The following is a 24,930-nucleotide window of genomic DNA, read 5'->3' as shown; positions in this document are numbered from 1 at the left end:
AGTTAATTAGAGAACCCGTCCAGATTTATCTAACCTTTAAAGACCCGTTGCGGATGCCACTGGTCTTTTTTTGTGCTTCATTCAAAGAAATGTAAATTAACCGCTGACAGACAACGATCTTCGGTGACGCCAAGTCATTATGTTGATAGGTTAATGTTTATACATCTCGATTTCATACGTATCTATAGCGATCTCTAAAACATTCGTTTCTCCGCTAAATGGAGGTACTAAACCTAGAAAGGAATTCTATGTTCGAACAGGTCATCAGCATTCTGTTTCCCGTTTTTGCTTTAGCCAGTGCTGGCTTTGCGGTCGGTCGTTGGCTAAAGCCCGATTTCAAACCGATCAATCGCATCAACATGGATGTGTGCATCCCTGCGCTAGTGTTTGCATCGCTGACCACCATGCCTCTCGACACAGAGCAATTGCCACTCATAACCGCTTCTTTGGTCGCGGTGTTAGTGCCTGCTTTATTGATGATTCCGATCTGTAAGATCTTTAAGCTCAATTTCAAGGCTTGGGCTCCGCCACACATGTTCCGTAATAGTGGCAACCTAGCCATTCCCCTATTCACCTATACCTTTGGCGAGAGCGCACTAGCCCCTGCGGTATTACTATTTGTGGTATCGGCATGTGTCCATATTAGTGTTGGCTTAGCGCTATTGAGCGACGGTAATCCGATCAAACAGATCCTCAAGATGCCAATTTTCTTAGCGGCTGCACTAGCGATGACGCTCAACCTGTCTGGAATTACCGTGTGGAATCCAATCTACGAAGCCACATCACTGCTTGGGCAAGCTGCTGTTCCTATTATGCTGCTGTCGCTGGGTTCACAAATGGTCAACTTGAGACTGAGCGGATTAAAAGTTGGCTTGTTGTGTACGGCTCAATCCCTATTTACAGGGGCGATCGCTTTTACCATCATCTATTTCTTTATCCCACTGCCGACGCTGCACTTACAAATGATGGTACTGTTCACCATGCTGCCACCCGCTGTGATGAACTACCTGTTTGCAGAGAGGTTCAATGTCGAGCCCCCTAAGGTCGCGTCCATGGTGTTGTTTGGCAACTTCCTAAGTGTGGTTACCCTACCAATCTTGTTGTCGTTCGCACTGTCTATATCGAGTTGAATCTCGATCTAAGGGAAGATTTGTCATTCATTACAGTTATAAAAATGGGCAGATAAACTGCCCATTTTTGCATTCATACAGTTAGGATTAACTATTTCCATAATTGAACCAGAACTTAGAGCTATACAAAAAAAATTAAAATCGTTGTTGGTTATTGCAGTTATGTTTAATATACAATCATCAAGCAAAGGAATGGGTTATCGCCCCCCTATACAGCACAATCAAGATGGACAACAAGAACAGACATTTTCTTTGACTTAACTTTCGAAGAACTTCATCGCTTTGGCGTGACAATAAATAAAGCATGACCAAGCGCTTTACTCCACTATTACTATCTTTTGTAAGTCATATGAAAATTAAAAATGTAATACCTCTACTGCTATGCCTCTTCTCTCATCAAGCTATATCTGCGGCAAATTTCACAACGGACTTTGTAGAACTTGGGATGCAAGCAAAGCCTATGGGGTTAAGCGTGGATGGTGGACGCGACATCAACGATAGCTTGGCAATTTTGGGCGGCCTTAGTACCAACACAGCCGAAGATGAAAGCAACTTTGATGCATACATCGGCCCTCAAGTTTATGGTCCAATAACTCAAGGGATCGACTTAAATACGCAGCTGCTACTCCATTTCAACAAAAACTCATACGCAGCTGGAGAAACGAAAGCTTATGTCGAATTTAATGCGGGTATTCGAGCGTGGATCACTCAGAGAGTAGAAGCCCATGTGCTTGCGGGTTCTAACGGAGAGCACTCAATCTTTACGTTTGGAGCTAGATTCCATGCCACAGATAAAGCCGTGTTTTCAGTTGCTTCCAAAAACAACGGTCTTTACGGCCCTCAATTACAACTTTCGGTTAGATACCAATTTAAGTAGCCACCTTTATAAACAACTTTCCGCTACTGTTGGATCTAACATAAAAATAGCGTCAGTAATTCAATACTGACGCTATTTTTTTATCTCTAATTCAGACACACCCTATTAGTTATACGCTTACCTAAAGTTATACGCTTGCCTAGCTATTGAGTTATCCATTGATATAGCGATGAACCGTGAACTACAAACATTCAGTGAACTATGAGCATTTATCCAACTTGAGCTCGGCTGTCACCTTAGTAAGACGTAATGCAATCGCGAAACACACTAAGTAAGGACTCACATACCAAAAGATACTTTCTAGCGGCTGCTTCACCTGAGCTTCTCTGGTTTTTATATATTGGTTTTTCTGCTTTTCATACTGACTCAGCATACCATCCACCCACACCGCATCACTTTCAACTAACGACACGCTAGGCGCAGGAACCGTAAAATCCGATGCATTGGGTAACAAGGTGAAATCGACATCTTTAAACGTAATCGCCGTATTCAAATACCACAAACACGCGTCGTGGTACTGAGCGTAATTATCTAAAGATGGCTGACCTGTACAGGTATCACTTCTCAGCTTATCCAAAGAGAACTGCTGAACAGATTCTAAAATCGCCACCGCTCTGGTTTGTTCGGTTTCAACCCAATCACCCGCCACCTTCGCTCGAATCTCAGACACGGCACCAAGCATTCCGATACCCGCTAAAAACGGCCATAAATAATCCATACGCTTCCATTTTCGCCGACTCAGGTTGAATCCACACCAAATTGGAATATGTAAGAGGAGCGTTAGTCCAAGTGACAGCAGAACGAAGTTCAAGGAGCTAGAGAGCATGAGCTCGCTATCGAAAAAGTTCTTCATAATGAGAAGCTTGCCTGTATAACCAAGAGAAATTTGATACTAGGTTCGATATAAGAAAAGTGTGTAAGAGGAAAGTAAAAACAGCACTAAGAATTGGTGTTAACGCTGTTTATTTGGGCCTATAACCACCGATGACAGGGCTTAACCACTCGTTACTCAGAAATGGCTAAGTTGTTCAGTTGTTCAGTTGTTCAGTTGTTCACGATACACAAGATGCTAAAGGCTCTTACGCGCCAGACTTGAGGTAGATACCTACTTCTCTTAGCTGTGCTTTAATGTCTAACATTTGGACGTGAGATAGCACTAATTGGATCAAATTGAATATTGCTCCAGCGAACATCAAACCCGCGACATAACCAGACCATGCTTGGTGATCAACTTGATACAGAGTATTGAACGAAAGAACGAAGAAGATGAGACTGGAAAAACCAATAGCATACTCATTACAGTTGTAGACGTATGAATTCGTCGCGTAATCGTATTTGATTTTTACCTTTCCACCCGCTCTGCCTAGCTTAAGATTAAGAACATTTCCGCTAACCTCATATTCCAATCCATTAATTAATACAACGCGCTCTACTTTCTCAAGCATATCTGTTTTTTCCGTATTATTTTGAATACTGTCCATAGTCGTACCCTACTCAGTCACCTAAAAATTATTCGTAAGCACTCAACCATGCTTTTAGAAGTTGGTTAGTGTTCTTCTTCTGGCTCGCAGACAATGACTTAACCAATTTTTTCTGCATTTCGACATGTTCAGTCATCATTTGGTCGATCAGAATAAGACCATCTTTGGTTAGCTGAACACTCACGCTGCGTCTGTCTTCTTTGCTGTGCTCACGACGGATCAGCCCTTTAGCTTCTAGTTTACCAAGGCGATTGGTCATTGCGCCTGATGTCAGCATCATCGATCCGATCAGTTCTGATGGCGTCAGTTGATAAGGCTTCCCAGAACGTCGCAACGTTGCCAACACATCAAACTCACCAAGTTTCATGTCGTAATTTTTATGCAGCTCGGCAACTTGCGTCTCCATATACTTGGCAATACGCATAATCCGGCCCATCATTGCCATTGGCTCAGTTTCTAACTCAGGCTTTTCCTTTGCCCATTGCTCTACTACGCGGTCGATAGCATCCATTTGCGATCTCGCTCCGTTATTAGTCTGATTAATTCAAACTAGTTTAACATAAAGATACTTTACAACCATATGATCTAGGTATACAGTTCATACAACCAATTATCTTAACGTAAAGATATTTCATATGAACATATTATTAGCAATGATTCCTGCGTTCTTTTGGGGAACAACCTATGCAGTGACGCAATTTACGCTACAGGAATGGCCCCCCTTATTATTGGGTGCTTTGCGTGCGTTGCCTGCTGGTTTGTTATTGCTAGTAGTAAAACCGACACTGCCTCAAAAAGGCGAATGGCAGATCATTTTTACATTGGGTCTTATCAATATCGCGACCTTCTTTAGCTTAATCTTCGTGATGGCGTTGACGTTGCCTTCGGCAATCTCCGGTGTAGGTATGATCTCTGTGCCAGTGTTTGCGATGATCTTCCATTGGGTAGTAAAGAAACAGCGTCCGCAATTGATTCAAGCCTTGTCTGGTGTTGGATTAATCACATTGGCGTGGATATTGTTTAATCCAAGTCAAATCGCATTAAACCCAATAGGTTTAGGCGCCATGTTCGCTGCAATCATGTGTATCGTTATCGGCAGCAGCATTACCAAGTCACTGGGTAGTCGCATGCATTGGTGGAAGGTATTAACGTGGCAACTGATTCTAGGCGGTACGATTTTATCTGTCGCGTCTGGCGTTCATGCGCTCATCGACCCACAGCCTTATGTTAACGCTGTGACTCATTTCGATACTCGTAACGCAATAGGACTTGTTTGGGTGATTGTCCTGAACACGGCCTTGGGTTACGGCATGTATGTGTGGCTACTACAGCGTATGTCAGTGGTGGATTTCACCTTCGGTGGTATCGCTAACCCAGTAGCTGGGATCGTGACGGGTATGGTGTTGATGAGTGAATCATTTACAGCAGTTCAGTACTCGCTAATGACAGGCATGATAGTGATGTCACTGCTACCGCAACTTATCCTTTCGGTAAGACAGTCAAAACAAGTTAAGCCTGTTACGCAGTAGACGCAGCCTCTTAAACGTATTGCTCAAAAACGCGCCTCATTGAGGGCGCGTTTTTTGTTGGTGGCTAGACTCTCAAAGAACCAAAGAGTCGCGCTCTACTCAATATGTCGGACTTTGGTCATCAGCAGAGCTAAAGCGGTAAATAATTGAATAATGAAGCAGAGCACAAAAATATTTGGCACGTCGAATACTGTTACCAAATAACCGGAAGCCGCTAACCCAAAGGGCATCAATAATTTAAATAAAGATCCCGTAATGCCTGCAACTCGGCCTAAATGTTGCTCATCGAAAGCTTCTTGCCGGTAACTCCAGATGCAAATACTGCTGTACACGCCAATCGCACTCACCCACATAAACGCGCCCATTAATACCCATTTACCATCAAGACTAAACAGCCCATCACCAACAAAAGATGACATTAAAAGTCCGCTAGCTTGGTCGCCGTCTATGAATAATACAGGAATAATAAAACCGACCGCTTCAAGTGCAATAGAGACCATAAGTAAAACACCTAAGCCGATGCGTTGACGAACTTTGTCAGCAGTAAACGAACCTAACAGCCCTCCGATTCCAGATGCTGCAATCAGGTAGCCCACCTCCATATGGTTTAAAGCCAGCTCTGCTTTTGCAAAGTAGATAGCTTGAATCCAAAATACCGCTCCCGTGGTATTTATCACCATCACTGCTAAGGTAATGTGCCACATGTTCTTGTTCGCATACAAGATCAGCCAACCCTCTTTCAGTGCGCTAATCACCGACTGATGAGCAACGGGCATAGCCGGCTTGAATTCCAATTTATTGAGCTGCCAAAACGCTAGCACATACATCACTGCAATAAGTAAAAACACATTATGTAACGCGGATAACAGAAGCAGACCACCAGACAAAACCGGGCCGACCGTTTCTAGCAAACTGTACAAAGAGCTCATTCTTGCGATGGCGGTATTTTGCATGTACTGAGGTAAAACGTTTTTCATCATCCCGATACGTGCATTGTGATAACCATAGTTAAACGCCATCATCAGGAATGCACACGGAAACAAAGCATATAGAGGGTTGGAAAGCCAACGCACTGCAATATATGAGATAACCAACACCAGCACTTGTCCGAGCAACATGCATTGTGACCAATGCTTTTTATTAAACTTATCAACCCATACACCGATGAACAGCGCTAAGAGTAGATTGGGCAAAAACTCGACCGCTCTCATCCACCCCATCATCTCTGAAGACTGTGTTAACTCGTACACCAACAAGGGCAGAGCAAGGTCATAAATCTTGGTTCCAAATGCAACGAAGAACGCCGTCGAAAACAACACAATAAAGCTCGAGCTTTTCCAAATAGAGGACGTAGCCTCTTCTTTATTTACACCTTCCATTTTTCATTCCTTTTAAAAACAATCGAATAACCCTATTATCGAGATTAAAAGATGAAGAAAAATAGAAAGATTCAGCAAGGATTTCACCTTTATGCATTACTGGAAGGCACTGGCATTTTTACGTTCTCGGGTACTCATTAACCAACCAACTCAACTTTCGCTTACAGAAATTACTGAAGCTCTAGGTTGTACCAAACGCAACGCTCAACTGATTATCAAAAAGCTAGTAAACGAAGGCTGGATTGATTGGAAGTCAGGCGTTGGACGGGGCAACCTACCCACACTCACTCTACTCAAAAACGTGAACCATGAGTTGGAACTGAGGATTGATGAATTACTATCGGAAAACAAGGTCGACCAAGCTTTAGAGCTTATTGAAGAGTCGCAACGCGATCTGTTCCTGCTTGGTTATATCAGCCGCTATCAGAGCTTGCCGACTACGCTCGATATTCTGCAAATCCCTTTCTATAGAGGCACACATAGCCTAGACCCGATTGAAGTGACACGACGCACTGAAGCACACATCACCCGTTACCTGTTCAGTAACTTACTGCGTTTCAACACGCTTACTCACTCGTTTGAAGGTGATCTTGCAATTGACTGGTCCCAAGATGAAAATCGTTGGTATTTCACTTTGCGAAAAGGCTTAGTGTTTCATGACGGCTCATCGATTCTAGCGCAAGACATCAAAGCGCACTTTCTACGCCTGATCGGCAGCAGCCATCACAATAGTCAGCAATTTAAATGCATCTCTACCATTACGGTTATCGATCCGCTTCACCTCTGTTTTGCTATCAATGCCAACGCAGGCTACCTTCCATCGCTACTATCGAGCTCTGCCGCAGGTATTGCCAAGAAAGTAGGAGAACAAATCATTGGAAGTGGCAGCTTTAAACTAGTGGAACAGTCAGAGTGGCTAACCAGACTCGAAGCTTTCAAGGCCTACTATGGGCACCGACCTTGGGTAGACGGCATTGAGATTTGGAATGTTGGCGATAAAGCCAAAGACTATGAAATGCACTGCGACATTGTTCACTCACATCCGCACTATCAACAATCGTTATTACAGAACGAGCTAGCAGAGATAGAGCAGTGGGAGAAAGGCTGCGAGTACGCCTTGCTCAACTCACATCGCCACCCTTGGCTCGCAGAACCACAACACCTTAGGTCACTGAATGATTTACTGCGTTTACTTGGTGTCGCGAAAGACATTCCTCTGAATACTGTCGGCTACGCATATGGAATGCTGTCGACGTCTAGTCAGCCATCGAAATCTAAGCTAGTGACGGCGAATGACAAAGACGCATTAAAAGTGGCTCGACAATTCGCAGATAAACTAAACAAGCCTAAACAACCGATAAAAATCCTAACCTATCAGCTGTTTGATCACATAAAAATGGCTCGCCACTATTGTGAACAACTTAATGAACTTGGTTTTAGCTGCGAATATCAGGTGCTCGAATTTCCAGATTTTTGCCAACAAAGCAACCTACAAAATGCGGATATATTGATCAGTGGTGAAGTGTTTTCAGACAATCTCGACAGCAGCTGGATGGGATGGCTACAAAGTTCTATTGCCTTAGAGGTTTGTTTAACTGACGAGCAAAAACAGTGGCGTAACAAAAGCCTTGAACAGCTATGGGTTCTCAATGACTACCACCAGCGACAATCGGCCTTTCTAGAGCTTGAGGCACAATTAATAGAGTTCGGTGTTTATAGACCGATTTTCCACGTAAAACAGCAACTCAATTATGCTAAAACAGTTAATCCTGTTGAGCAGCTGGCGAATGGTTGGATCGATTTCAACCAAATCACTATGCGTCGCTGAATAGCAATATTTCTAGATAAGAAATCACCCCTTTATAGTCTGATTAAATAAAGGGGCTTTTTGCTTCATATCATGTCTTTCGTATCAATTGAGTATACAGAGATCGACTTAAATCAGTTTCGCTGCTTCGGCCTCAATTTCAACTTTCCATCGCTCGTCAAAGAGCCCTTGCACAAACAGTAATGTCGTTGGGAGACCACCAACATCGAAAGGCAATTGCTGCTTTGCGGCTTGATAGTCAGACATATCATTCCGGTCCACTAAGTACAGCCTTACACTGATTAAATCTTCGATATCCATTTGGTTTGCCTGAAGCACACCTCTCAGATTTTTCCAAGCCAGTACAATCTGTTGTTCCGCACCTTCAGCCACCATTCCTTCGCTATCAATCCCTAGTTGCCCAGCGATGTGCAATCGCGTTGAACCTGCGGGGATCAACGCACATTGATGATAATTAGCGGCTGGAGCGGGTACTGAAGAAGGGCTCCATATCTTATTCATCATTACGCCTCAGAGGCTGTGACGATTTTTGACATGACGGTGATAATTGGCATATCCGTAAGCATCGCGCCTAAACGGTCAAAATCACCAATATCTTTGCGCCAAGCAATGTATTCATTAAAGTGAGCGGTACTTTCCCATTCTTCACATAAAACCAAGGAATTTTCTGCCAAATCTTTTTGATAAAGCTCCGCAGAAAGGTTGCCGTTAAAAGTACGAGTATCTGGCAATATTTCATTAAAAAACTCAACGATCTCTGCCGTTTTATCTTCAGTATGGCTCAAGGTAAATTGCACTAAAATAGTCATCATTCTCTCCGTTTTCTTATTTTGTTAAGGTACGAGGAGAATCTTACTTGTTTGTTAAAATAGATAAATACAGTAATATTTGAAACATAGTTCGATTTAATAAGACAATGAACCACCATGAAAAACGAATTACATCGCATGCAAGTGTTCGCCCAAATTGTAGAATCGGGCTCCATAACGAAAGCGGCTGATAAGCTAGATCTCTCAAAATCTGTCGTTAGCCATCACTTACAAGGGCTTGAGCAACACCTTGGTGTGAAATTACTCACTCGAACAACACGTCGCCAATCCTTAACCGACGCTGGACAACGTTTTTATCAACGATGCTTAGAAATGCGAAAATTAATGTCGCTTGCGGAAGAAGAAGTACGCGAGTCCTGTTCTGATTTTGCAGGCACTATCACCATCACATCCCCACACACATTGATGACACATCTTATTGGACCTGCAATGTGTGAGTTTATGAAAAGCCACCCTCGTATCGAGCCTCAACTATTGGCCAACGATATGCGCGTAGATCTTATCGAGAAATACATAGACCTGTCGGTCACTGTTGGGGCTCTTCCTGATTCAACGTCTCGTGCAATTAAGCTCGGAGAGCTTCATCAAGTACTGTGCTGTCACCCAGATTATCTTACTAAGGTGCAAATACCGCAGCCAATCACGCCAAGTGACCTCTCCCAATATGACTACATTGCCAATCAGTGGGAAGGAATCAACAGCCAAAGAAGCTTTGAAATTAATAAGGGCAAAGTAAGCACGTATCAATTCAGGGCAAGTAGAATCGGAGATAGCGTTCCGACGATCCGCATGATGGCCTTAAATGGGTTGGGGATTGCCTGTTTACCTAAACAAGCAATTGAAGAAGACCTGAAAAAAGGAACATTGGTAAACATCTTGCCCAAAGATCAAGTTCTTAAAGCCTCTTTCTATGTCGTACATAATTATGGGTTACAGGTGCCAGCCAGAATTCGCGCCTTTATTGAACACCTAAAACAACACGCTGAATCTTATTCTTAATATCTTACAACCAAATTTCCATACGTCGCTAAACTGACGATTTATCGACCAACATTAAACCTCACAAAGAATAATGGCTTTGTTCAAGTTATCTAAAATAAAATAATTTTCTTCAAAACAATTACATTATAGATTTAATTTCCATAAAAAACTCAAATTAGAGATAAAAAGGCAAAACTTTTCTCCGACTACCTTTCTATACTGTGCCACGTCATTAAGGCGCCACAAGCCTATGATTTAAAATAATTATTAATGAGTAGTCACCATGAATTCGAAGTCGCTAACTATCTTGCTTTTTGTCTCTGTTTGCTTAATTTGGGGAACCACTTGGTTCGCTATGGAAGTGGCATTGCATTCTATCCCACCTATTTTTGCCACTGCGTTACGCTTTTTACTTGCAGCACCTTTGCTTGCGGTATTAGCAAAAGTCTTCAACCAACCTTTGCTTTTCCCTAAAGGTAAACGTCAATGGCTGCTTATTGTGGCACTGATGTATTTTGCTATTCCGTTCACTTTGATGATCTATGGTGAGCAATACATCTCTTCTGGTCTAGCGTCGATCATCTTCGCCAACATGCCAGTCGCTGTCATGCTGATGTCGGGTTTATTCTTAGGTCTACGATTGGCGAAACATCAAATCTTTGGTTTGGTCACAGCTGTTGTGAGCCTATGTTTAATCCTTGGCAATGAAATGCAAATGGGTGGTGATGATTACCTTATTGGCACGGTTTGCTTAGGCCTTGCAGTTGCCATTCACGCAGTGATGTATGTTTTAGTTCAAAAGCACTGTAAAGGCATCGAAGTACTTACCTACAACGCCGTTCCGAGCTTAATTGCTTCTCTATTCTTGTTCGCAGTTTCAGCGATGGGTGAAAGCGTTAATGTTGAGTCCTTCACTTGGGATTCAATCTCAGCTGTCGTGTACCTAGGTTTTGTGGCGAGTGTTGGCGGGATTGTGGCTTACTTTAAATTAGGACAAGTTTCGACGCCTTTCCAAGCGTCTATCTGCTTCCTAATCTTCCCAGTGGTTGCGCTGCTGATCTCTTGCTACATCAATGGTGAGGTTCTATCTGAACAGTCTCTGCTTATGATGATCCCTCTACTTTGTGGCATCTTGCTTACTAAGGCACCAAAAGGAATCTTCAAGTTGCGTGGTGGATTAAAAACCGCAAGAAGCTAATCCTACTGAAAGCTAACCCTACCGGAAGCTGACTAGATATTTCCATCTAGTACATACAAAAAAGCTCCAATATCACTATTGGAGCTTTTTATTAGTCTTTATCCAGAGTTAGCGCCAGCTAAACATTCGCACTTCATTGCCCTCTTCGGGCTTCTTAGGGATGTTTAAAGACAACGCCAAAGATACCGCCGCCATCGCAGCACCTATGTAGAAAACCGTTGCAGGGGACGATAACCAAATCACCCCAAATACGACCGGAATAACAACCGCTGCAATATGGTTGATGGTGAAAGAGACACCTGCTGTTGATGTCATGTCGGCAGGATCGGCGATTTTCTGGAAATAGGTTTTGATCGCTAATGCGAGTGCAAAGAACAGATGGTCGACAACATACAGCGCCGCTGCCCATTCCGCGCTTTGTACCAAACCATAACCGACAAACACACCAATCAAACCAACATACTCGAAGATCAGCGCCTTGCGCTCTCCAACCACACCGATAAATCGACCAATACGTTTTGCGAATAAGAAATTAAACAGGTAATTAATTAAGAACAGTAGCGTTACGTCAGCAGCCGAGTAACCAAACTTCTCTACCATTAAAAAGCCAGCAAATACCGTGAAGATCTGTCTTCTCGCGCCACTCATAAAGGTGAGCGCGTAGTAGAGCCAGTAACGCTTTCTCAGCACCAATTTCTTATTTTGTTGAGTCTTGGTTTGAAACTCAGGAAAACCAAAGGTCATCACCAAAACTAGAATAAATCCAATACCGCCAGTAATGCCGTACACCCAAGCAAAATCGAGCTTCAGCTGTTCTAACATCACCCAGATTGAGCCATAAGTAATTAACGAGGCCAACGCGCCAACAGAGATCATTTTACCCAGCATCTCAGGGGCTTCTTCTTTACTCAGCCATTGGAGTGACAAAGACTGCTTGAGCGTTTCAAAATAGTGAAAACCCGTCGACATCAAAATGGTGGTCAGCAGTAGGCCAGTGAGTGAAGGAAACAAACCGGTAATCGCCGTACCGACAGTGAGCATCGCTAGCGATATCAACATGAAGCGTTGCTCGCGAATGAACGCCAACACAAACACCACGGTAAAGGCCAAAAAGCCAGGGATCTCACGAACACTTTGCAATAAACCAATATCCGCACCATCAAAATTCGCTTTCTCAATAACGAAGTTATTAAGCAGCGCCATCCAGCTCGAAAACGCGATAGGGACAACAATTGAAATCAGTAATAAGAAGTTTTGCGGCGTTTTCCAGCTCGCGATTTTATCGAACATTGACGGACTCCTGTTCGTCTAATTGGTTAAGCACTCGTAAGGTTAGTTGCTCGGTATACGGGTTGATCTTCCAATGCTCAGGGCTCCAACCTTTAACAAAACGTTGAAAATCAGCCCATGCCACGTAAAACATTGGTCGCCATGCGGCTTCAACATCATCGAACGAAAGGTGTGGTTGATAGTGCATGAGTGCTTCTTTCAAGTGCTGGAAGTAAGCATCCAGCACTTCTGATTCAAGCTCTGCGCAATCTTGCGGCCTAACCGCGCTGCTCATGAACAAGGCCACATCTTTCATCGCACAACCACGCCCAACGTATTGGAAATCAACGGCAGCAGCGCGCTCGCTTTTTAAATCAAAGCAGAAGTTGGCGAGCTTAGCGTCACCATGTACCAAGGTTTGATATGGGCACGCCCTTAATAGATTATCAATGTGCTGCGCTTGGCTCTTAAGCGGTAAATCAGCCAATGCGTTTAACTCGTCAGGCCGAGTGTCTAAATGCCAATATGTGCCGACTTGCCACAATGAAGCTAAATGTTCTTGATCTACATTGATGTGCTTTACATGAAAGTTAGCGAGCCATTTAAGGCAAGCATCGCGCTGGTTTTGCTCTTCTAGTGTGTAACCAGACGCCAGATCAGACTGAGTATCTTGGATTGCTGAATCATCAAAAGCAGCAAGCACATCAAACTGAGAAGTTAACGGAAAACCGATTTCGGCCAAGTCTTGCATCACAATCAGCCACTCGTGCTCTTGTAACTCACATTGCAGCCCTACAGGTACAGGGCAACGCTCATCCCACTGTTGGGTAAACGACTGATACCACGCGGTCTCAACTTGGTAAGAGTGCACCTTTCGTTGATGAGAAAGTTTGGTATTCCAACCCTTTGGGTGTTCTGCTTTATCTGGCAATGCGACATGTTTAACAATCACACTGTTGAATGAAGAACGCCTGTCTTTAGAAAAAACCAAACGAACTAATTCACCATACCCGCCCCATAGGCTTTGAATTACCTGGACATCAAACCCTTGATGACAACCCAGTGAGGCCGCTATTTTTTGATAAAGCTCATTTTGATAAAACTTTTGTTGATAAAGCTCTGGCTGATTTTGACTTGAATTCGCTATCGGTTGAGCGATATTTTTTGACGATATTGATTGAGACATATACTCGTTACTATGCTTTATCGGATAAAAGGTGTGCCCACTGTGGCTGCCTATTCATATAGTGAATCACATAGCTACAAATCGGTACAATTTTAAAACCTGCTTGTTCAATTTCAGTCAGTACCGACTCCATCATCACCTTACCGAAGCCCTTACCTTGAAGCTCATCAGGAATACGTGTCGATGTGATATGTAGTACATCTCCATCCTTTTGATACTTAACAACCGCGAACTGGTTGGGTGCTAGCTCAACTGTGATCTGGTTCGCATCTTGATCCCATTTTGTTGCCTGCATTCTCAACTCCTGAAAATAATTGATACGACAAACAATAAAAATTTGAAGTATTCATTCCTTGTAATAGACTAACTCAAGCTTATACAAATAGAACTAAGTACTTACAAACAAAGTAAATAACTCTGTGCCATCGGCTTAATAACGAATCAATAAAGATAAAGGCACTCTATAAATCTATGTGAGTACATCTACCTAGTCTATGTAATTGCACTTAATTTATGTAATTGCACCTGCTAAATCTAGCACGTATTTGCCCCTTAATAGCAAGTTACCAATATAACAAACAGACGCATGTTGGCGCATGGAGAACATATAATGAACGCACCACTGAAGAAGCCTTTGGAGCATAATCAGGCACTTCAAGATCCTCGTAACCGCACCGTTTCTACGTTAAATAGCACCGATGCACTGGCCATGATAGAGCACGGCAGTGAACTGACATTAAATGTATCGACTCCAGTTGGTACTAAGTTTCTCGCCACCACCAAATTTATCGGTACACACAGTGATAACTGCATTGTGGTTGAGGTTCCCGACGTATCCAACGATGATCTGAGCTTTTTCTTTCAAGAAGGTTTTTGGATGACAGCCCGTGCGTACTCTCTGCGAGGAGAAGGCGCTCTTATCCACTTTAAAAGCCAAATTCACCATAGGATCGGAGATCCTTTCCCTATACTTGTGCTTTCAACACCAAGCTCGATGCAAGTAACCCAACTGCGTAAAGAGACACGCTACGAGGTGAACTTAGCTTCCAGAATCATCTTCAACGATCAACGAGCAAACTGTGAGATTAGAGACTTATCGAAAAGTGGTTGTCGTTTTGTTACCTCACCTACTTCTCGTGCGATTCAAATTGCCGATCGAGTATCTATTGAAGTTACACCTGAGAACTACAATGGCCCACTTATACCGCCATTGAAAGGCATCATCTGTAATCTCCAAAAATCAACGCACTACGCTCGATACGGGGTAGAATTTGATGATATTGGCCGCTCTAATGCCAAGCACTTGTTGGCGAAGCTGAAGTTCGATGGCACCAAGCTCTGTTTGCGAAATAGGTAAAGTCATTTAGCACATTGCTTTCACCGAATACCGTAAGCAGACCAGATACAGACGACTCAATAGCGAGCAAAGTCGCAATCAAAAAAAGCCATCGATTTTTATGTCGATGGCTTTTTAGTTTTGTCTATCTGTCTAACTTTCAAATACTTATCTAATTAAAAAGCTAGCTGGGTCTATAGATATTAGACTATTTACGCAGTGCGTTCAGTTTAGCTTGAGCGATACCAAAGATAGTATCGATTGGATAGCTCCCCTCGTCACTCGCCTCACCGGCGGCTTTGCCTGTAAACAGCTCAATCGCTTCGGTCACATGGTCGATAGCCCAAATATTAAACTCGCCCTTTTCAACCGCTTTTACGATGTCATTACGCAGCATCAGGTTGTGAACATTTGAACGTGGGATGATCACCCCTTGCTCATTTGAACGTCCTTTGATTTCGCACACATCAAAGAAGCCTTCAATTTTCTCATTCACACCACCAATAGGCTGAGACTCACCGAACTGGTTCATCGAGCCGGTAATCGCGATGTCTTGACGGTTCGGCTGCTTAGAAAATGCAGACACCACCGCACAGAACTCAGCCATACTCGCGCTATCACCATCGACGCCACCATACGATTGTTCGAAGGTGATATTGGTAGTAAGCGGTACTTTCGCTGTCTTACCAAATACCGAAGAAAGGTAAGCCGATAAGATCATCACCCCTTTCGAGTGAATACTGCCGCCTAGATCTACGTTTCTCTCGATATCAATCACTTCACCGTCACCATAAGCCGTGGTTGCCGTGATCCGGTTCGGTGCGCCAAACATATGATCGGTTGTGCTGAGTACAGACAGCGCATTGACCTGCCCAACCGCCTGACCATCCACATGAATCAGTGTTGTACCGTTGGTGAAGGTTTCCATTACGCTGTCTTGCAGTCGCCCGACACGCATCTGTTGGTTCGATAGCGCCTGGTCGACATGCGTAGCACGAATCAGGTTCGACTTCGCTCCTTTCGCCACGTAGTTTGATTCACGAAGCAGGTTGGCAATGTGTGCCGAGTGCAGCGACAACTTACTTTGGTCACCCGCCTGACGAGAACTGTGCTCAATGATGCGAGCAATCGCTTTGCGATCACAATGCAGCATGTTGTTGTCGTGCACGATACTTGAAATGAAGCGTGCGTAATGCATTTCAGAATCCGCAGTACGCTTCATCTCATCTTCAAAATCGGCCGTCACACGGAACAATTCACCAAACTCCGCATCGTAATGTTGCAGTAGTTGATAAGTTCGATAATCACCAAACAGGATGATCTTAACGTCCAATGGAATAGGCTCAGGATCAAGTGATACCGCCCCCGTTAACGTGACCTCTTTTTCTAATGACGTGAAGCTCAATTGACGCGAACGCAGCGCGCGCTTCAAGCCTTCCCATACATAAGGTTGTTCAAGTACTTTGACCGCATCCATCAGCAAGACGCCGCCATTGGCTCTATGTAAGCTACCTGCACGAATCAAAGAGAAGTCCGTAAATACGGTGCCTTTGAACGTTGCCGTCTCGACATAACCAAACAGAGAGTGATAATTTGGATTCTCTTCCACCACGATCGGCAGAGTCTCCTCCTTCTGGCTCACAATCACGTTCACCTTGTAGCGACGTGGCATTTTCTTATCCAAAGAGGCGGTCGCAACTTCTGCTTGCTCTGTGCTCTCTTCTAAGAAAATATCTGCGTTGTCGACAATGTCTTTACGCAGTGCTGTCAGGTACTTTTTAATATCAGGATATTGGCTGTAATCTTGCTTCAACTGCTTGATGAAGTGGGTAATAACATCTCGCGCCGTATCATCATTCAACTTTTGAACTTTCTCTGTGTACGTCTCTTCAAGCTCGGTCAGTTCACGAGAAATGGTCCGCAGCCCGACTTCCAATCCATCAATGGTTTTATCGAATTGATCTTGCTCTTCTGGCGTGAGTAAGTCGAAGCTCTCTTCGGTATGAAGATCATCGCCATTCATCGCGACAAATTGGTAGTCACCCTGAGTCGTGATCGTCAGGTTAATGCCCTTATCTTTTGCTTCTTGACTGATCGCTTCTAACGCCGCTTGTTGCTTAGCGGCCAACTGATTTTTTAATCGGTCAGCGCGGTTAAAGTACATCTCGTTATCGAATGCGAGTGGCATTGCTTTAAGAAGCTTACGCATCAGCTTTTCAATATCTTGCTTCAAACTGCTGCCAACACCACGAGGTAATTTCAGCACCTTAGGTGTACGAATGTCTTCAAAATTCGCGATATAGCACCAATCAAAAAGCTCCTGTACTTCTTGAGGATGTCGGTTTAGGTAGCGCAAGATCATGGTGCGTTTACCCAGACCATTTCGACCTATCGCATAAATGTTGTAACCCTTTTCCTTAATTGACATCGCGAACTCAACGGCCTTTTGTGCACGTTCTTGCCCGACGATTTCGTCAATTGGAGCCAGTTCTTTGGTCGACTTACATGGTAGCTTGTCGAGTTCCGCTACCTTATACAGCTGTTCTGTATTGAGTCTTTGCATCGCCATCGCCGCCTCCTTAGTCCTTCATTACTTGGGTGTAGATAAAATCAGTGTAGATGTAATTACCTATAAATTTAGTGACTTACGCTGCACAGCTGTTCAACCGAACAAATAACACTCAATTTACCCCGTTTTTAGCAATAACGAGAGATTTAATTCACCAACTTAGCATGTGAATGATTTTAATTTGCAATTGATAATAAATATCATTAACATTTTAGGATATTTAAAATTAAGGATGTGGACATGGAAATTGAACGCTGCTGGATGCACTACCTAAAAGCTGAACAGTTAATGGAACAAGGTCATTGGCCCGAAGCACAGCGCCTCTATAATGATGTTCTCACCTCTCTTCCTCATCACATCCAAAACGCGGCATACCAAAGTGACATCAAACCCTGCCAGTTTGCTTGCTTAATTTCAGGCCTTAGAGACGCCAGTGTCGCTCAATCAGAGATTCTCAATCGTTTAGGCCAACAGCAACAAGCCTTCGACACCTTGAACCAATCTTACGCATTGATGCAATTTATCTCTCTTGAAGGTACAGAGTTGATTCAACGTACCTTTAGGTTATTGGAAAAGCAGAGCGAAGATTTACTCAATCACCTGATCGCATTTTGCAGTGCTCAGCGCAGCTCACATTGGATGCTCGAGCTAGAACAAATTCAACGCGCTCATCACCATTTTGGGCAACTTAAAACCACTTCAGAAGTTCAATCTTCACCTAATGTCTTAAATTGATAAGGATATATCATGTCGGACCGGGCCATTCTTAAAGTTAATAATCTCTCCGTTAAATTCATAACCAATGATGGAATCATTGATGCGGTAAAAAAGATTAACTTTACTCTTAATTCTAGTGAAACCTTGGCCATTGTTGGCGAATCGGGTTCAGGTAAATCTGTCTCTTCCAACGCTTTGATGCGTTTGCTTCCTGACAACGCCATTATTGATGCTCAATCGGAAATCGAATTTGAAGATCAGTCGATACTCAAAAAGACTGAACGAGAGATGCAGTCAATTCGTGGTGACAGGATCGGAATGATCTTTCAAGAACCAATGACCTCTCTCAACCCATACCTGCGCGTGGGCACACAAGTGGCTGAAGCCATTATGTGTCATCGTAATGTATCGAAATCTCAAGCGAAGCAGCGTGTGCTTGAGCTTTTCAACCTTGTGCATCTGCCAATGCCAGAACAAGCATACAAAAAATACCCACATGAGTTTTCAGGCGGCCAGTTGCAACGCATCATGATCGCAATGGCTCTGATCAATGAACCAGACATTCTGATTGCAGACGAACCAACTACGGCTTTAGATGTAACGGTTCAGGCTGAAGTGCTTTCTCTTATCAAAGAAATTCAAAGCAAGATGGGCATGGCGATTTTGTTCATTACCCATGATCTCGGTGTAGTGAAACACTTTGCCGATCGAGTACTCGTGATGTGTAAAGGGGAATTGGTCGAAGAAGGACTCACTCAAGAGCTATTCGAAAATCCTAAGCACGATTACACACGCATGCTGATCAACTCAATTCCGAAAGGCGCTAAGGTTCCTGTAGAAGCATCGGCACCAGAGCTACTGTGTGCCGATGATATCCGTGTTCAATTCTTGGTGAAATCCCACTTCATTAAGAGTAAGAGTCAATATTTCGAAGCCGTAAAAGGCATTTCATTGACCCTAAAACAAGGTGAAACATTAGGCATTGTTGGTGAATCTGGATCAGGTAAATCAACACTAGGACGCGCACTGATCGGCTTACTGCCAAGTACCGGACGTATTGTTTACAAAGGCCAAGATGTGAGTTTGTTAACCGATAAAGAACGTCACAAGCTTAAGAAAGATGTACAGATGGTATTCCAAGATCCTTATGGTTCTTTATCACCACGCATGACAGTTGGGGAAATCATCACTGAAGGTTTAACGGTACATCAACCTCACCTATCCAAGAAAGAAAGATTAGAACGAGCTCGCAAAGCATTGATTGAGGTTCGCTTAGAACCCAATTCAATTAACCGCTATCCACATGAGTTCTCGGGCGGACAAAGACAACGTATTGCGATTGCTCGCGCGCTGATTCTTGAACCTTCTTTCATTTTGCTGGATGAACCTACTTCAGCACTCGATCGCTCTGTACAACTGACGGTGATTGACCTGCTAAAAGACATTCAAGCCAAGCACAATATCGGCTTCCTATTCATCAGCCACGACCTTTCGGTAGTCAAAGCCTTATCGGATCGTGTATTGGTGATGCAGAAAGGTGAAGTGATGGAAGAAGGGTCTGCAGAAGAGATTTTCAATGCACCGAAAAATGACTACACCAAGAAATTAATCGCAGCGTCATTCGACTTAGAAAATAAGTCGAAAAAAAATGCCGCGTAAAGGGAACTAATCAAGATTAACAGCGTCTTATATGTACATTCTGAATAATCTCGATACTCAAAATAATTGGAGTTGCAGCTAGGCAACAAATAAGTTCAGCCCTATGAGCATAGGTGTTCTATGTAATTTGGGTGAACTTAGGCAGTTAACAACGCTGCGGCTTCAAATATGAAGAGTAGAATGGGTTTCACTCTAGAATGGATATAGCAAAACTGGTTTGGCCGCCAAAAGAAAAATGTCGCATGGATGCGACATTTTTCGTTTCTGGCGTATATGAAAAATCAACTCAGCGATTCGAGCCAGTGATTATGAAGGTTTGCTCAAGTTGACGAACTTTAAACAGGGTTAGCTGATAGTCGGATCACAGCAGCAGAGCGCTAACTTGTTTTTGGACAAAAGTGAGTCAGTTATATTACTAAATTAGAATGTTATTGATTAGGTTTGGTATGGAAGGTAACGCCTGTAATAAGGTGTGCCCCACCGTACTAGCAAAGCACACTGAACCCCGTACCCAACCGAGTGTAACGCATCACTTTGATTGCTTTGATAACTGAATTATTTCGTAATACTCGTACCAAATATAAAAATCATGTCATCAAAACGAATTTCTACATAAAGTTCTACTGATATAAGAATGTAGATGAGTGTCGATTTCCAGTTTACTTTCATTAGGTTACTCCTTCTTGCTAAGTAACCCAATAGTGCAGAACTCATGTGGCTTTTTGGTGGTTAGCCGAAATTATTTATGGCTGCCATTTTTTAAGTGATTTTAATGCAGCTGAAATATCTCTGTTTAGGTTTGATGCCTTGTCTAGCTCCACACCATGCCTAGCTGCCAATTTACTGATATCTTGAGCAATTTGACTACAGTTTGCCGTTGTTCCTTTTTTATACTTTGAAGATTGTTCACTTAGCATTAACGCCATTAAACCTAAACTAGAAACTAAAGTATCTTCAGGTGTTCTCAATAGTCTTTTTTCTGGCTCTGTTATCTTTTGCTCAAGGACTTCCAAGTCCTTACGTAGTACAACTAACTCATTAAATTCCGGTAAATCATCCGTGGGATAAGCTCTTTCAGCGAGTCGATCGAATACTGCCTCCCCATCATTAGTAGGTAAAAAGTCGACAGGCTGAACATACCGTCCTTCTGAATCTAATAATAAGCACCCTTCAAGGTTAACTAACTCCGAATCTGTCCCTGTAATAAAGGACAATAAATGATCTTTAAAAATGCCAGTATTCAACTGTATCTTGAGAGGGCCTTCAATGCGGAAAGGATCTGATAATGAACCAATAGAAAGGCTAATGGCCTTTGGTCCACAAACGTAATTGGTCATTAATTCATCAAGTGTGTAATCCAATATTGATTTATGTGTCACATCTTGGGTTATATTTTCTAAAAACCATCCTCCAATAAGACTTGTATACATTGCAGCTTCTCGAGCCCAGCCATGTCTCACAAGCCAACAGATATCAAGTTCTCCATCAATGCATAGTTGAACTATATCTTTATCTGATACATCTTCTTCACAGATATAAGATAATCTTCTAGCAACATCATCGATGCTTAACCATTGCTTTAATTTGAAAATTTTCTTCATCTAAGCTTCTCTTAAATGCTTTGTATGGCCCTGTAATCCTGACACCTGAGATGACAATGTTAACAATGGGTGCTCTTCATCTAATGCTAACTTACCAATATAGTTCACTAATTCAGTACAAGTTCCATAGTAACTCTGTGCTTTTTCCAAAGAACACGACTCCTGCCAAGAAGCTATGACTGAAGGACAACTTTCTGGCGATACTTCTTCATCATCTATGGTAAAGGTATTGCTTACACTTTCAGTTTTACCATGAGCAAGTGAATTTCTCGCCGAGAACAAGCGAACAACTATATTTACAAATTCATTATTTTTTCGCTCGTCACGGGATACCGTATCTAAGATTGCCTTACATTTTACAATAGGTGGAATTCTGAATTTGTTATCTATTTCTGTAAAATCAGCGCCATCCTTTCCGCTCTCTTCGAAGCACTTTGCTAATTGTTTAGATTTTTGCCCATGTGAAAATTTGATCAGATTATTAGCGAGTAACTCATACCGCTCATCAATACCATATGCTTTTGCAACTCTTTCTTCGAAGCCTAATTTCTTTCCGCAATCATCAAGTTTCGCTACAACATCTAGTGGTAAGTCGGAATCAAGCACAGCTTCAGTTAACTCGCTCTTGTTTAATAATCTTGAGCAAATGTAGTTAAAATAACTTTCAACCATGAATGCAGTTAACGTTACTACTGTAATTCCCGCACAAGTATCACCAAAATTTTCAGCTTCTAGGGCTCTTTTTGCTGATGCAGCAAACCAAGCATGAGCATAAACTGTACCATTTGAAGTACCTTCCACCATTTATTATTGATCCTCTTACAATTTAGGGAAAAGGGCTAACAGCTTTACATATTGATGTTGGCTGCTTATTACATCAACTATATCCAAAGCACATCCGTATAATCAATTGAATATACGGGGATTTTTTTGTTAGTTCTGTGTGATATGTTGAAACATTCAACATATCACCATCTCCTATATCAAAAGGTTGTGTAAAACCATAAGCAGGTATGAAACAGGATAAGCAACTCTAGAGAATCATTAGCTTAGATAGGGATAAATCAAGCTCGCAGTTTTCTTATTGAAAAGGGCCAACAAGCTTTGGGGCAAAAGTGATTTAGCTTACATGCCCCCGTATAACCTAAAGTAGTGATTGAATTAACTTTGGGGATTAAAAAACGCCCAGTTAAGGGCGTAGTAGAGTCAATCGTAAAGTTCAAAGCCCAGATCATCAATAATTGACAACGTCACCGGTCCCAAGTCATCACCATTAGCCATTAACTCTTTAGGCATTGGCGGAATAGTTCGGCCTTTAGAATCCTTACCGCGTTTGTCGTCAGTCCCATTGATGTAATCGTATAAATGACCGCCGTCGGAAAATGGCAAGCATTCATAATCTCTATTATAAGCTTCATTGTAGGCAGTAACTGCTTTGCTGGTTTCCATACAAAAACCTTTACCGGCAATCTCTTTTGAATCGTCTATAAACACGTCACTTGAAGTTCCAACGCCAAGAATATGCGCAAATTCATGCAAAATAGTTGGCTTATAGCTTTTGGGATCAAAATCAGGCTCATGGAGGTCTGAGCTAATCCAGATAATGCCTAATGAGGGGATATTGTCTTCATACTCTTCTACTGCCGCTAAGCCGTACTCTTCCACATCATCTGACACAATAATTTCAATGTTAATTGTGTGCTGATCTTTTCCATCAACCTTTTTGATTATGCCTAGCCATTTGTTAGCGGCTTCAATGTAGCGTTCTTTGTCATACTTAAAGTCCAAATCAAAGTTAAGGACAAAAGTTAAGTGATCATTTGATATAACTTCTTGGGAATAGTATTCAGGATAAAACTCAGAATCCTGACTGTAACTGACTGACGATAAAAAGGACAAAATGAGAGCTAGAGTTAATTGTTTCATTCGAAAACCTATAATAAAGCTGTCTAGGATGACGGCTAAGTAGTAACGTTTAACTTGGTCGGATATTACAGTATTTATCGCTTTACTAACGTAAGCATACGTAACACCTTAATATCGGTGCACTACAAACTTCTCGACAAATTCAATGCAAGGTTTATTTTTCCCACAAATAAAAAATGCCACATGAAATATGTGACATCTTTATTATCTCACAGCTAATTTAGATCACAATTCAATCCCCATATTGAACAATGTGAACGCGCAAATATAAGTAGTGAGATCGATAGCTTTACTCAGCGACATTCCTGCACCACGGTTCGCACTGACATCAATACGAATCATCACGGGCGCACCACCTTGAGGCTTGTCTTGAAATTAACGATACAATGATTTGGTCGACTCTCTGACGATTAAATCAATCGGTGGCAGTCGAGCTTCATGCCGCTCGCCAGATAACAAGTTCAAGATCGACTGAGCACACACTTCACCAATCTCTTCAATCGGCTGTCTTAAGGTGGTTAACGCTGGGGTGAAATACTTAGAGGTCGGCAAATCATCAAAGCCAATCACAGACACATCTTCTGGCACTTTATAACCGTGGTCTGACAGCGCCTTAATCGCACCGTAAGCCGTTTGGTCATTTGCAGCAAACAAGGCTGAGAAGTGAATCTTTGACTCTATCAACTCTATCGTTTTCTCGTAGCCAGATTCACTACTAAAATCGCCCTGCTTGACCAGTTTTGGCATCACCTTAATACCGGCCTCTTGAAGGGCCTTCTTATAGCCTTCAAAGCGATTACCTGCATCAGGCTGGCTTGATAACCCCTTGATGTGAGCAATATTCACATGTCCTTGTTGCAGTAAATGTAGGGTTGCCATATAGCCACCCAACACGTTGTCGATATTGATGGAGCGGACATTATTCTCAACAAAATCGTAGCCAACCATCACGATAGGGATGTCTTGTGCATACTTAGCAATCTCTTCCTGAGTAATACTGCCTGTCACGATGATCATGCCATCCACGTTACTTTTCGCCAGATACTCCAACGCGTGCATTTCTAGCTTTTTCTGCCAATGCCCTGTTGCGATCACTAATGAATAGCCTTGAGCGATCAGAGTTTTTTCCATGTCGTTGAGGATACGACTGGTGTAAGGGCTATCAGGGTGTTGCACCAAGACACCAATAGTGAGCGAACGTCGGTTGGTGTTTTCTTGCATTTGGAAGTTAGGTTTGTAGCCCGTGTCTTTAATGGCTTGCTCAATGTTTTGGCTTTTATCATCCGACACATAAGTGGTTCGATTAAGGAAGCGAGACACGGTACTGGGAGAAACACCAGCCAGTCTTGCCACATCGTATACTGTTGTTTTTTTTGTTTTAGTGCGCATCTCGATACCCTAATCAAGTGACATTCGGGGAGCTTTAAGCTCCCC

The 24,930-nt window shown here is 42.7% G+C and carries 23 protein-coding genes; 9 read left to right on the top strand and 14 right to left on the bottom strand.

Annotation, left to right across the window (positions count from 1 at the left end; genetic code table 11):
• The first annotated feature begins 248 nt into the window (after positions 1-248).
• Positions 249-1,130: an AEC family transporter gene (locus ACED60_RS03080; RefSeq protein WP_009846185.1), complete on the top strand. Its 882-nt coding sequence runs from the start codon at positions 249-251 to the stop codon at positions 1,128-1,130.
• Positions 1,131-1,479: 349 nt separating this feature from the next.
• Positions 1,480-2,007, top strand: a complete 528-nt coding sequence (locus tag ACED60_RS03075) for a hypothetical protein (RefSeq protein WP_371708552.1) — start codon at positions 1,480-1,482, stop codon at positions 2,005-2,007.
• Positions 2,008-2,206: 199 nt separating this feature from the next.
• On the opposite strand, the gene ACED60_RS03070 is transcribed toward ACED60_RS03075, so the two are convergent.
• The 3 genes from ACED60_RS03070 to ACED60_RS03060 all read right to left on the bottom strand — a co-directional run bounded on the left by ACED60_RS03070 (position 2,207) and on the right by ACED60_RS03060 (position 3,999).
• Positions 2,207-2,725 carry a hypothetical protein gene (locus ACED60_RS03070; RefSeq protein WP_029224076.1) on the bottom strand — a complete coding sequence of 173 codons (519 nt, stop codon included), beginning with the start codon at positions 2,723-2,725 and terminating at the stop codon, positions 2,207-2,209.
• Positions 2,726-3,086: 361 nt separating this feature from the next.
• Positions 3,087-3,488, bottom strand: a complete 402-nt coding sequence (locus ACED60_RS03065) for a hypothetical protein (RefSeq protein ID WP_009846182.1) — start codon at positions 3,486-3,488, stop codon at positions 3,087-3,089.
• Positions 3,489-3,516: 28 nt separating this feature from the next.
• Positions 3,517-3,999 (bottom strand): MarR family winged helix-turn-helix transcriptional regulator, encoded by a 483-nt coding sequence (locus ACED60_RS03060; RefSeq protein ID WP_269336878.1) that lies wholly within the window; start codon positions 3,997-3,999, stop codon positions 3,517-3,519.
• Between the two features lie 124 nt (positions 4,000-4,123).
• Between ACED60_RS03060 and ACED60_RS03055 the strand changes: the two genes are divergently transcribed.
• Complete coding sequence (locus ACED60_RS03055) at positions 4,124-5,017, top strand: DMT family transporter (RefSeq protein ID WP_371726910.1); 894 nt, start codon at positions 4,124-4,126, stop codon at positions 5,015-5,017.
• A gap of 95 nt (positions 5,018-5,112) precedes the next feature.
• Here ACED60_RS03055 and ACED60_RS03050 read toward each other — a convergent pair whose 3' ends face one another.
• A complete protein-coding gene (locus ACED60_RS03050; protein WP_009846179.1) occupies positions 5,113-6,396 on the bottom strand; it encodes an MFS transporter in 1,284 nt (427 codons plus the stop codon).
• Positions 6,397-6,487: 91 nt separating this feature from the next.
• On the opposite strand from ACED60_RS03050, the gene ACED60_RS03045 reads away from it, so the two are divergent.
• Positions 6,488-8,224, top strand: coding sequence for an ABC transporter substrate-binding protein (locus ACED60_RS03045; protein WP_371726909.1), 1,737 nt, complete (start codon positions 6,488-6,490; stop codon positions 8,222-8,224).
• A 108-nt stretch (positions 8,225-8,332) separates the two neighbouring features.
• Here ACED60_RS03045 and ACED60_RS03040 read toward each other — a convergent pair whose 3' ends face one another.
• Together ACED60_RS03040 and ACED60_RS03035 are read right to left on the bottom strand one after the other, a co-directional pair.
• Positions 8,333-8,728, bottom strand: coding sequence for a RidA family protein (locus ACED60_RS03040; RefSeq protein ID WP_009846177.1), 396 nt, complete (start codon positions 8,726-8,728; stop codon positions 8,333-8,335).
• Complete coding sequence (locus tag ACED60_RS03035; RefSeq protein WP_012601159.1) at positions 8,728-9,036, bottom strand: putative quinol monooxygenase; 309 nt, start codon at positions 9,034-9,036, stop codon at positions 8,728-8,730. Before ACED60_RS03035 ends, ACED60_RS03040 begins: the two co-directional genes overlap by 1 nt.
• A 114-nt stretch (positions 9,037-9,150) precedes the next feature.
• On the opposite strand from ACED60_RS03035, the gene ACED60_RS03030 reads away from it, so the two are divergent.
• Positions 9,151-10,053 (top strand): LysR family transcriptional regulator, encoded by a 903-nt coding sequence (locus tag ACED60_RS03030; RefSeq protein ID WP_009846175.1) that lies wholly within the window; start codon positions 9,151-9,153, stop codon positions 10,051-10,053.
• 265 nt (positions 10,054-10,318) lie between these two features.
• Positions 10,319-11,233: a DMT family transporter gene (locus tag ACED60_RS03025; RefSeq protein WP_371726908.1), complete on the top strand. Its 915-nt coding sequence runs from the start codon at positions 10,319-10,321 to the stop codon at positions 11,231-11,233.
• A gap of 108 nt (positions 11,234-11,341) precedes the next feature.
• Here the strand turns inward: ACED60_RS03025 and ACED60_RS03020 are convergent, their stop codons facing one another.
• From ACED60_RS03020 to ACED60_RS03010, 3 genes are read right to left on the bottom strand one after another with little or no spacing between them, the layout of a single operon-like run.
• Positions 11,342-12,523, bottom strand: a complete 1,182-nt coding sequence (locus tag ACED60_RS03020) for an MFS transporter (protein WP_371726907.1) — start codon at positions 12,521-12,523, stop codon at positions 11,342-11,344.
• The gene (locus ACED60_RS03015) at positions 12,513-13,688 is read right to left on the bottom strand and encodes a phosphotransferase (RefSeq protein WP_371726906.1); all 1,176 of its coding nucleotides are present in this window, start codon (positions 13,686-13,688) and stop codon (positions 12,513-12,515) included. The genes ACED60_RS03020 and ACED60_RS03015 overlap by 11 nt, the downstream gene beginning before the upstream one ends.
• A gap of 10 nt (positions 13,689-13,698) precedes the next feature.
• Entirely contained in the window at positions 13,699-13,983 is a 285-nt protein-coding gene (locus ACED60_RS03010; protein WP_029223001.1) for a GNAT family N-acetyltransferase, read from the bottom strand.
• 315 nt (positions 13,984-14,298) lie between these two features.
• Between ACED60_RS03010 and ACED60_RS03005 the strand changes: the two genes are divergently transcribed.
• The gene (locus ACED60_RS03005; RefSeq protein WP_009846168.1) at positions 14,299-15,045 is read left to right on the top strand and encodes a flagellar brake protein; all 747 of its coding nucleotides are present in this window, start codon (positions 14,299-14,301) and stop codon (positions 15,043-15,045) included.
• A gap of 187 nt (positions 15,046-15,232) precedes the next feature.
• Here ACED60_RS03005 and ACED60_RS03000 read toward each other — a convergent pair whose 3' ends face one another.
• Positions 15,233-17,593, bottom strand: coding sequence for a Lon protease family protein (locus tag ACED60_RS03000; protein ID WP_009846167.1), 2,361 nt, complete (start codon positions 17,591-17,593; stop codon positions 15,233-15,235).
• 240 nt (positions 17,594-17,833) lie between these two features.
• On the opposite strand from ACED60_RS03000, the gene ACED60_RS02995 reads away from it, so the two are divergent.
• A complete protein-coding gene (locus ACED60_RS02995) occupies positions 17,834-18,328 on the top strand; it encodes a hypothetical protein (protein WP_009846166.1) in 495 nt (164 codons plus the stop codon).
• Between the two features lie 12 nt (positions 18,329-18,340).
• Complete coding sequence (locus ACED60_RS02990) at positions 18,341-19,969, top strand: ABC transporter ATP-binding protein (protein ID WP_371726905.1); 1,629 nt, start codon at positions 18,341-18,343, stop codon at positions 19,967-19,969.
• Positions 19,970-20,712: 743 nt separating this feature from the next.
• On the opposite strand, the gene ACED60_RS02985 is transcribed toward ACED60_RS02990, so the two are convergent.
• The 4 genes from ACED60_RS02985 to ACED60_RS02970 all read right to left on the bottom strand — a co-directional run bounded on the left by ACED60_RS02985 (position 20,713) and on the right by ACED60_RS02970 (position 24,885).
• On the bottom strand, positions 20,713-21,570 hold the full coding sequence (locus ACED60_RS02985) for a hypothetical protein (protein ID WP_050647285.1): 858 nt from the start codon (positions 21,568-21,570) through the stop codon (positions 20,713-20,715).
• Positions 21,571-22,374, bottom strand: a complete 804-nt coding sequence (locus ACED60_RS02980) for a hypothetical protein (protein WP_371726904.1) — start codon at positions 22,372-22,374, stop codon at positions 21,571-21,573.
• Positions 22,375-22,776: 402 nt separating this feature from the next.
• On the bottom strand, positions 22,777-23,496 hold the full coding sequence (locus ACED60_RS02975; RefSeq protein WP_371726903.1) for a hypothetical protein: 720 nt from the start codon (positions 23,494-23,496) through the stop codon (positions 22,777-22,779).
• Between the two features lie 375 nt (positions 23,497-23,871).
• Entirely contained in the window at positions 23,872-24,885 is a 1,014-nt protein-coding gene (locus ACED60_RS02970) for a LacI family DNA-binding transcriptional regulator (protein ID WP_371726902.1), read from the bottom strand.
• Positions 24,886-24,930 lie beyond the last annotated feature (45 nt).

Source organism: Vibrio sp. 1F279 (assembly GCF_041439815.1).
Lineage (GTDB): Bacteria > Pseudomonadota > Gammaproteobacteria > Enterobacterales > Vibrionaceae > Vibrio > Vibrio tasmaniensis_A.
This window is presented reverse-complemented; position numbering and strand designations above follow the sequence as displayed.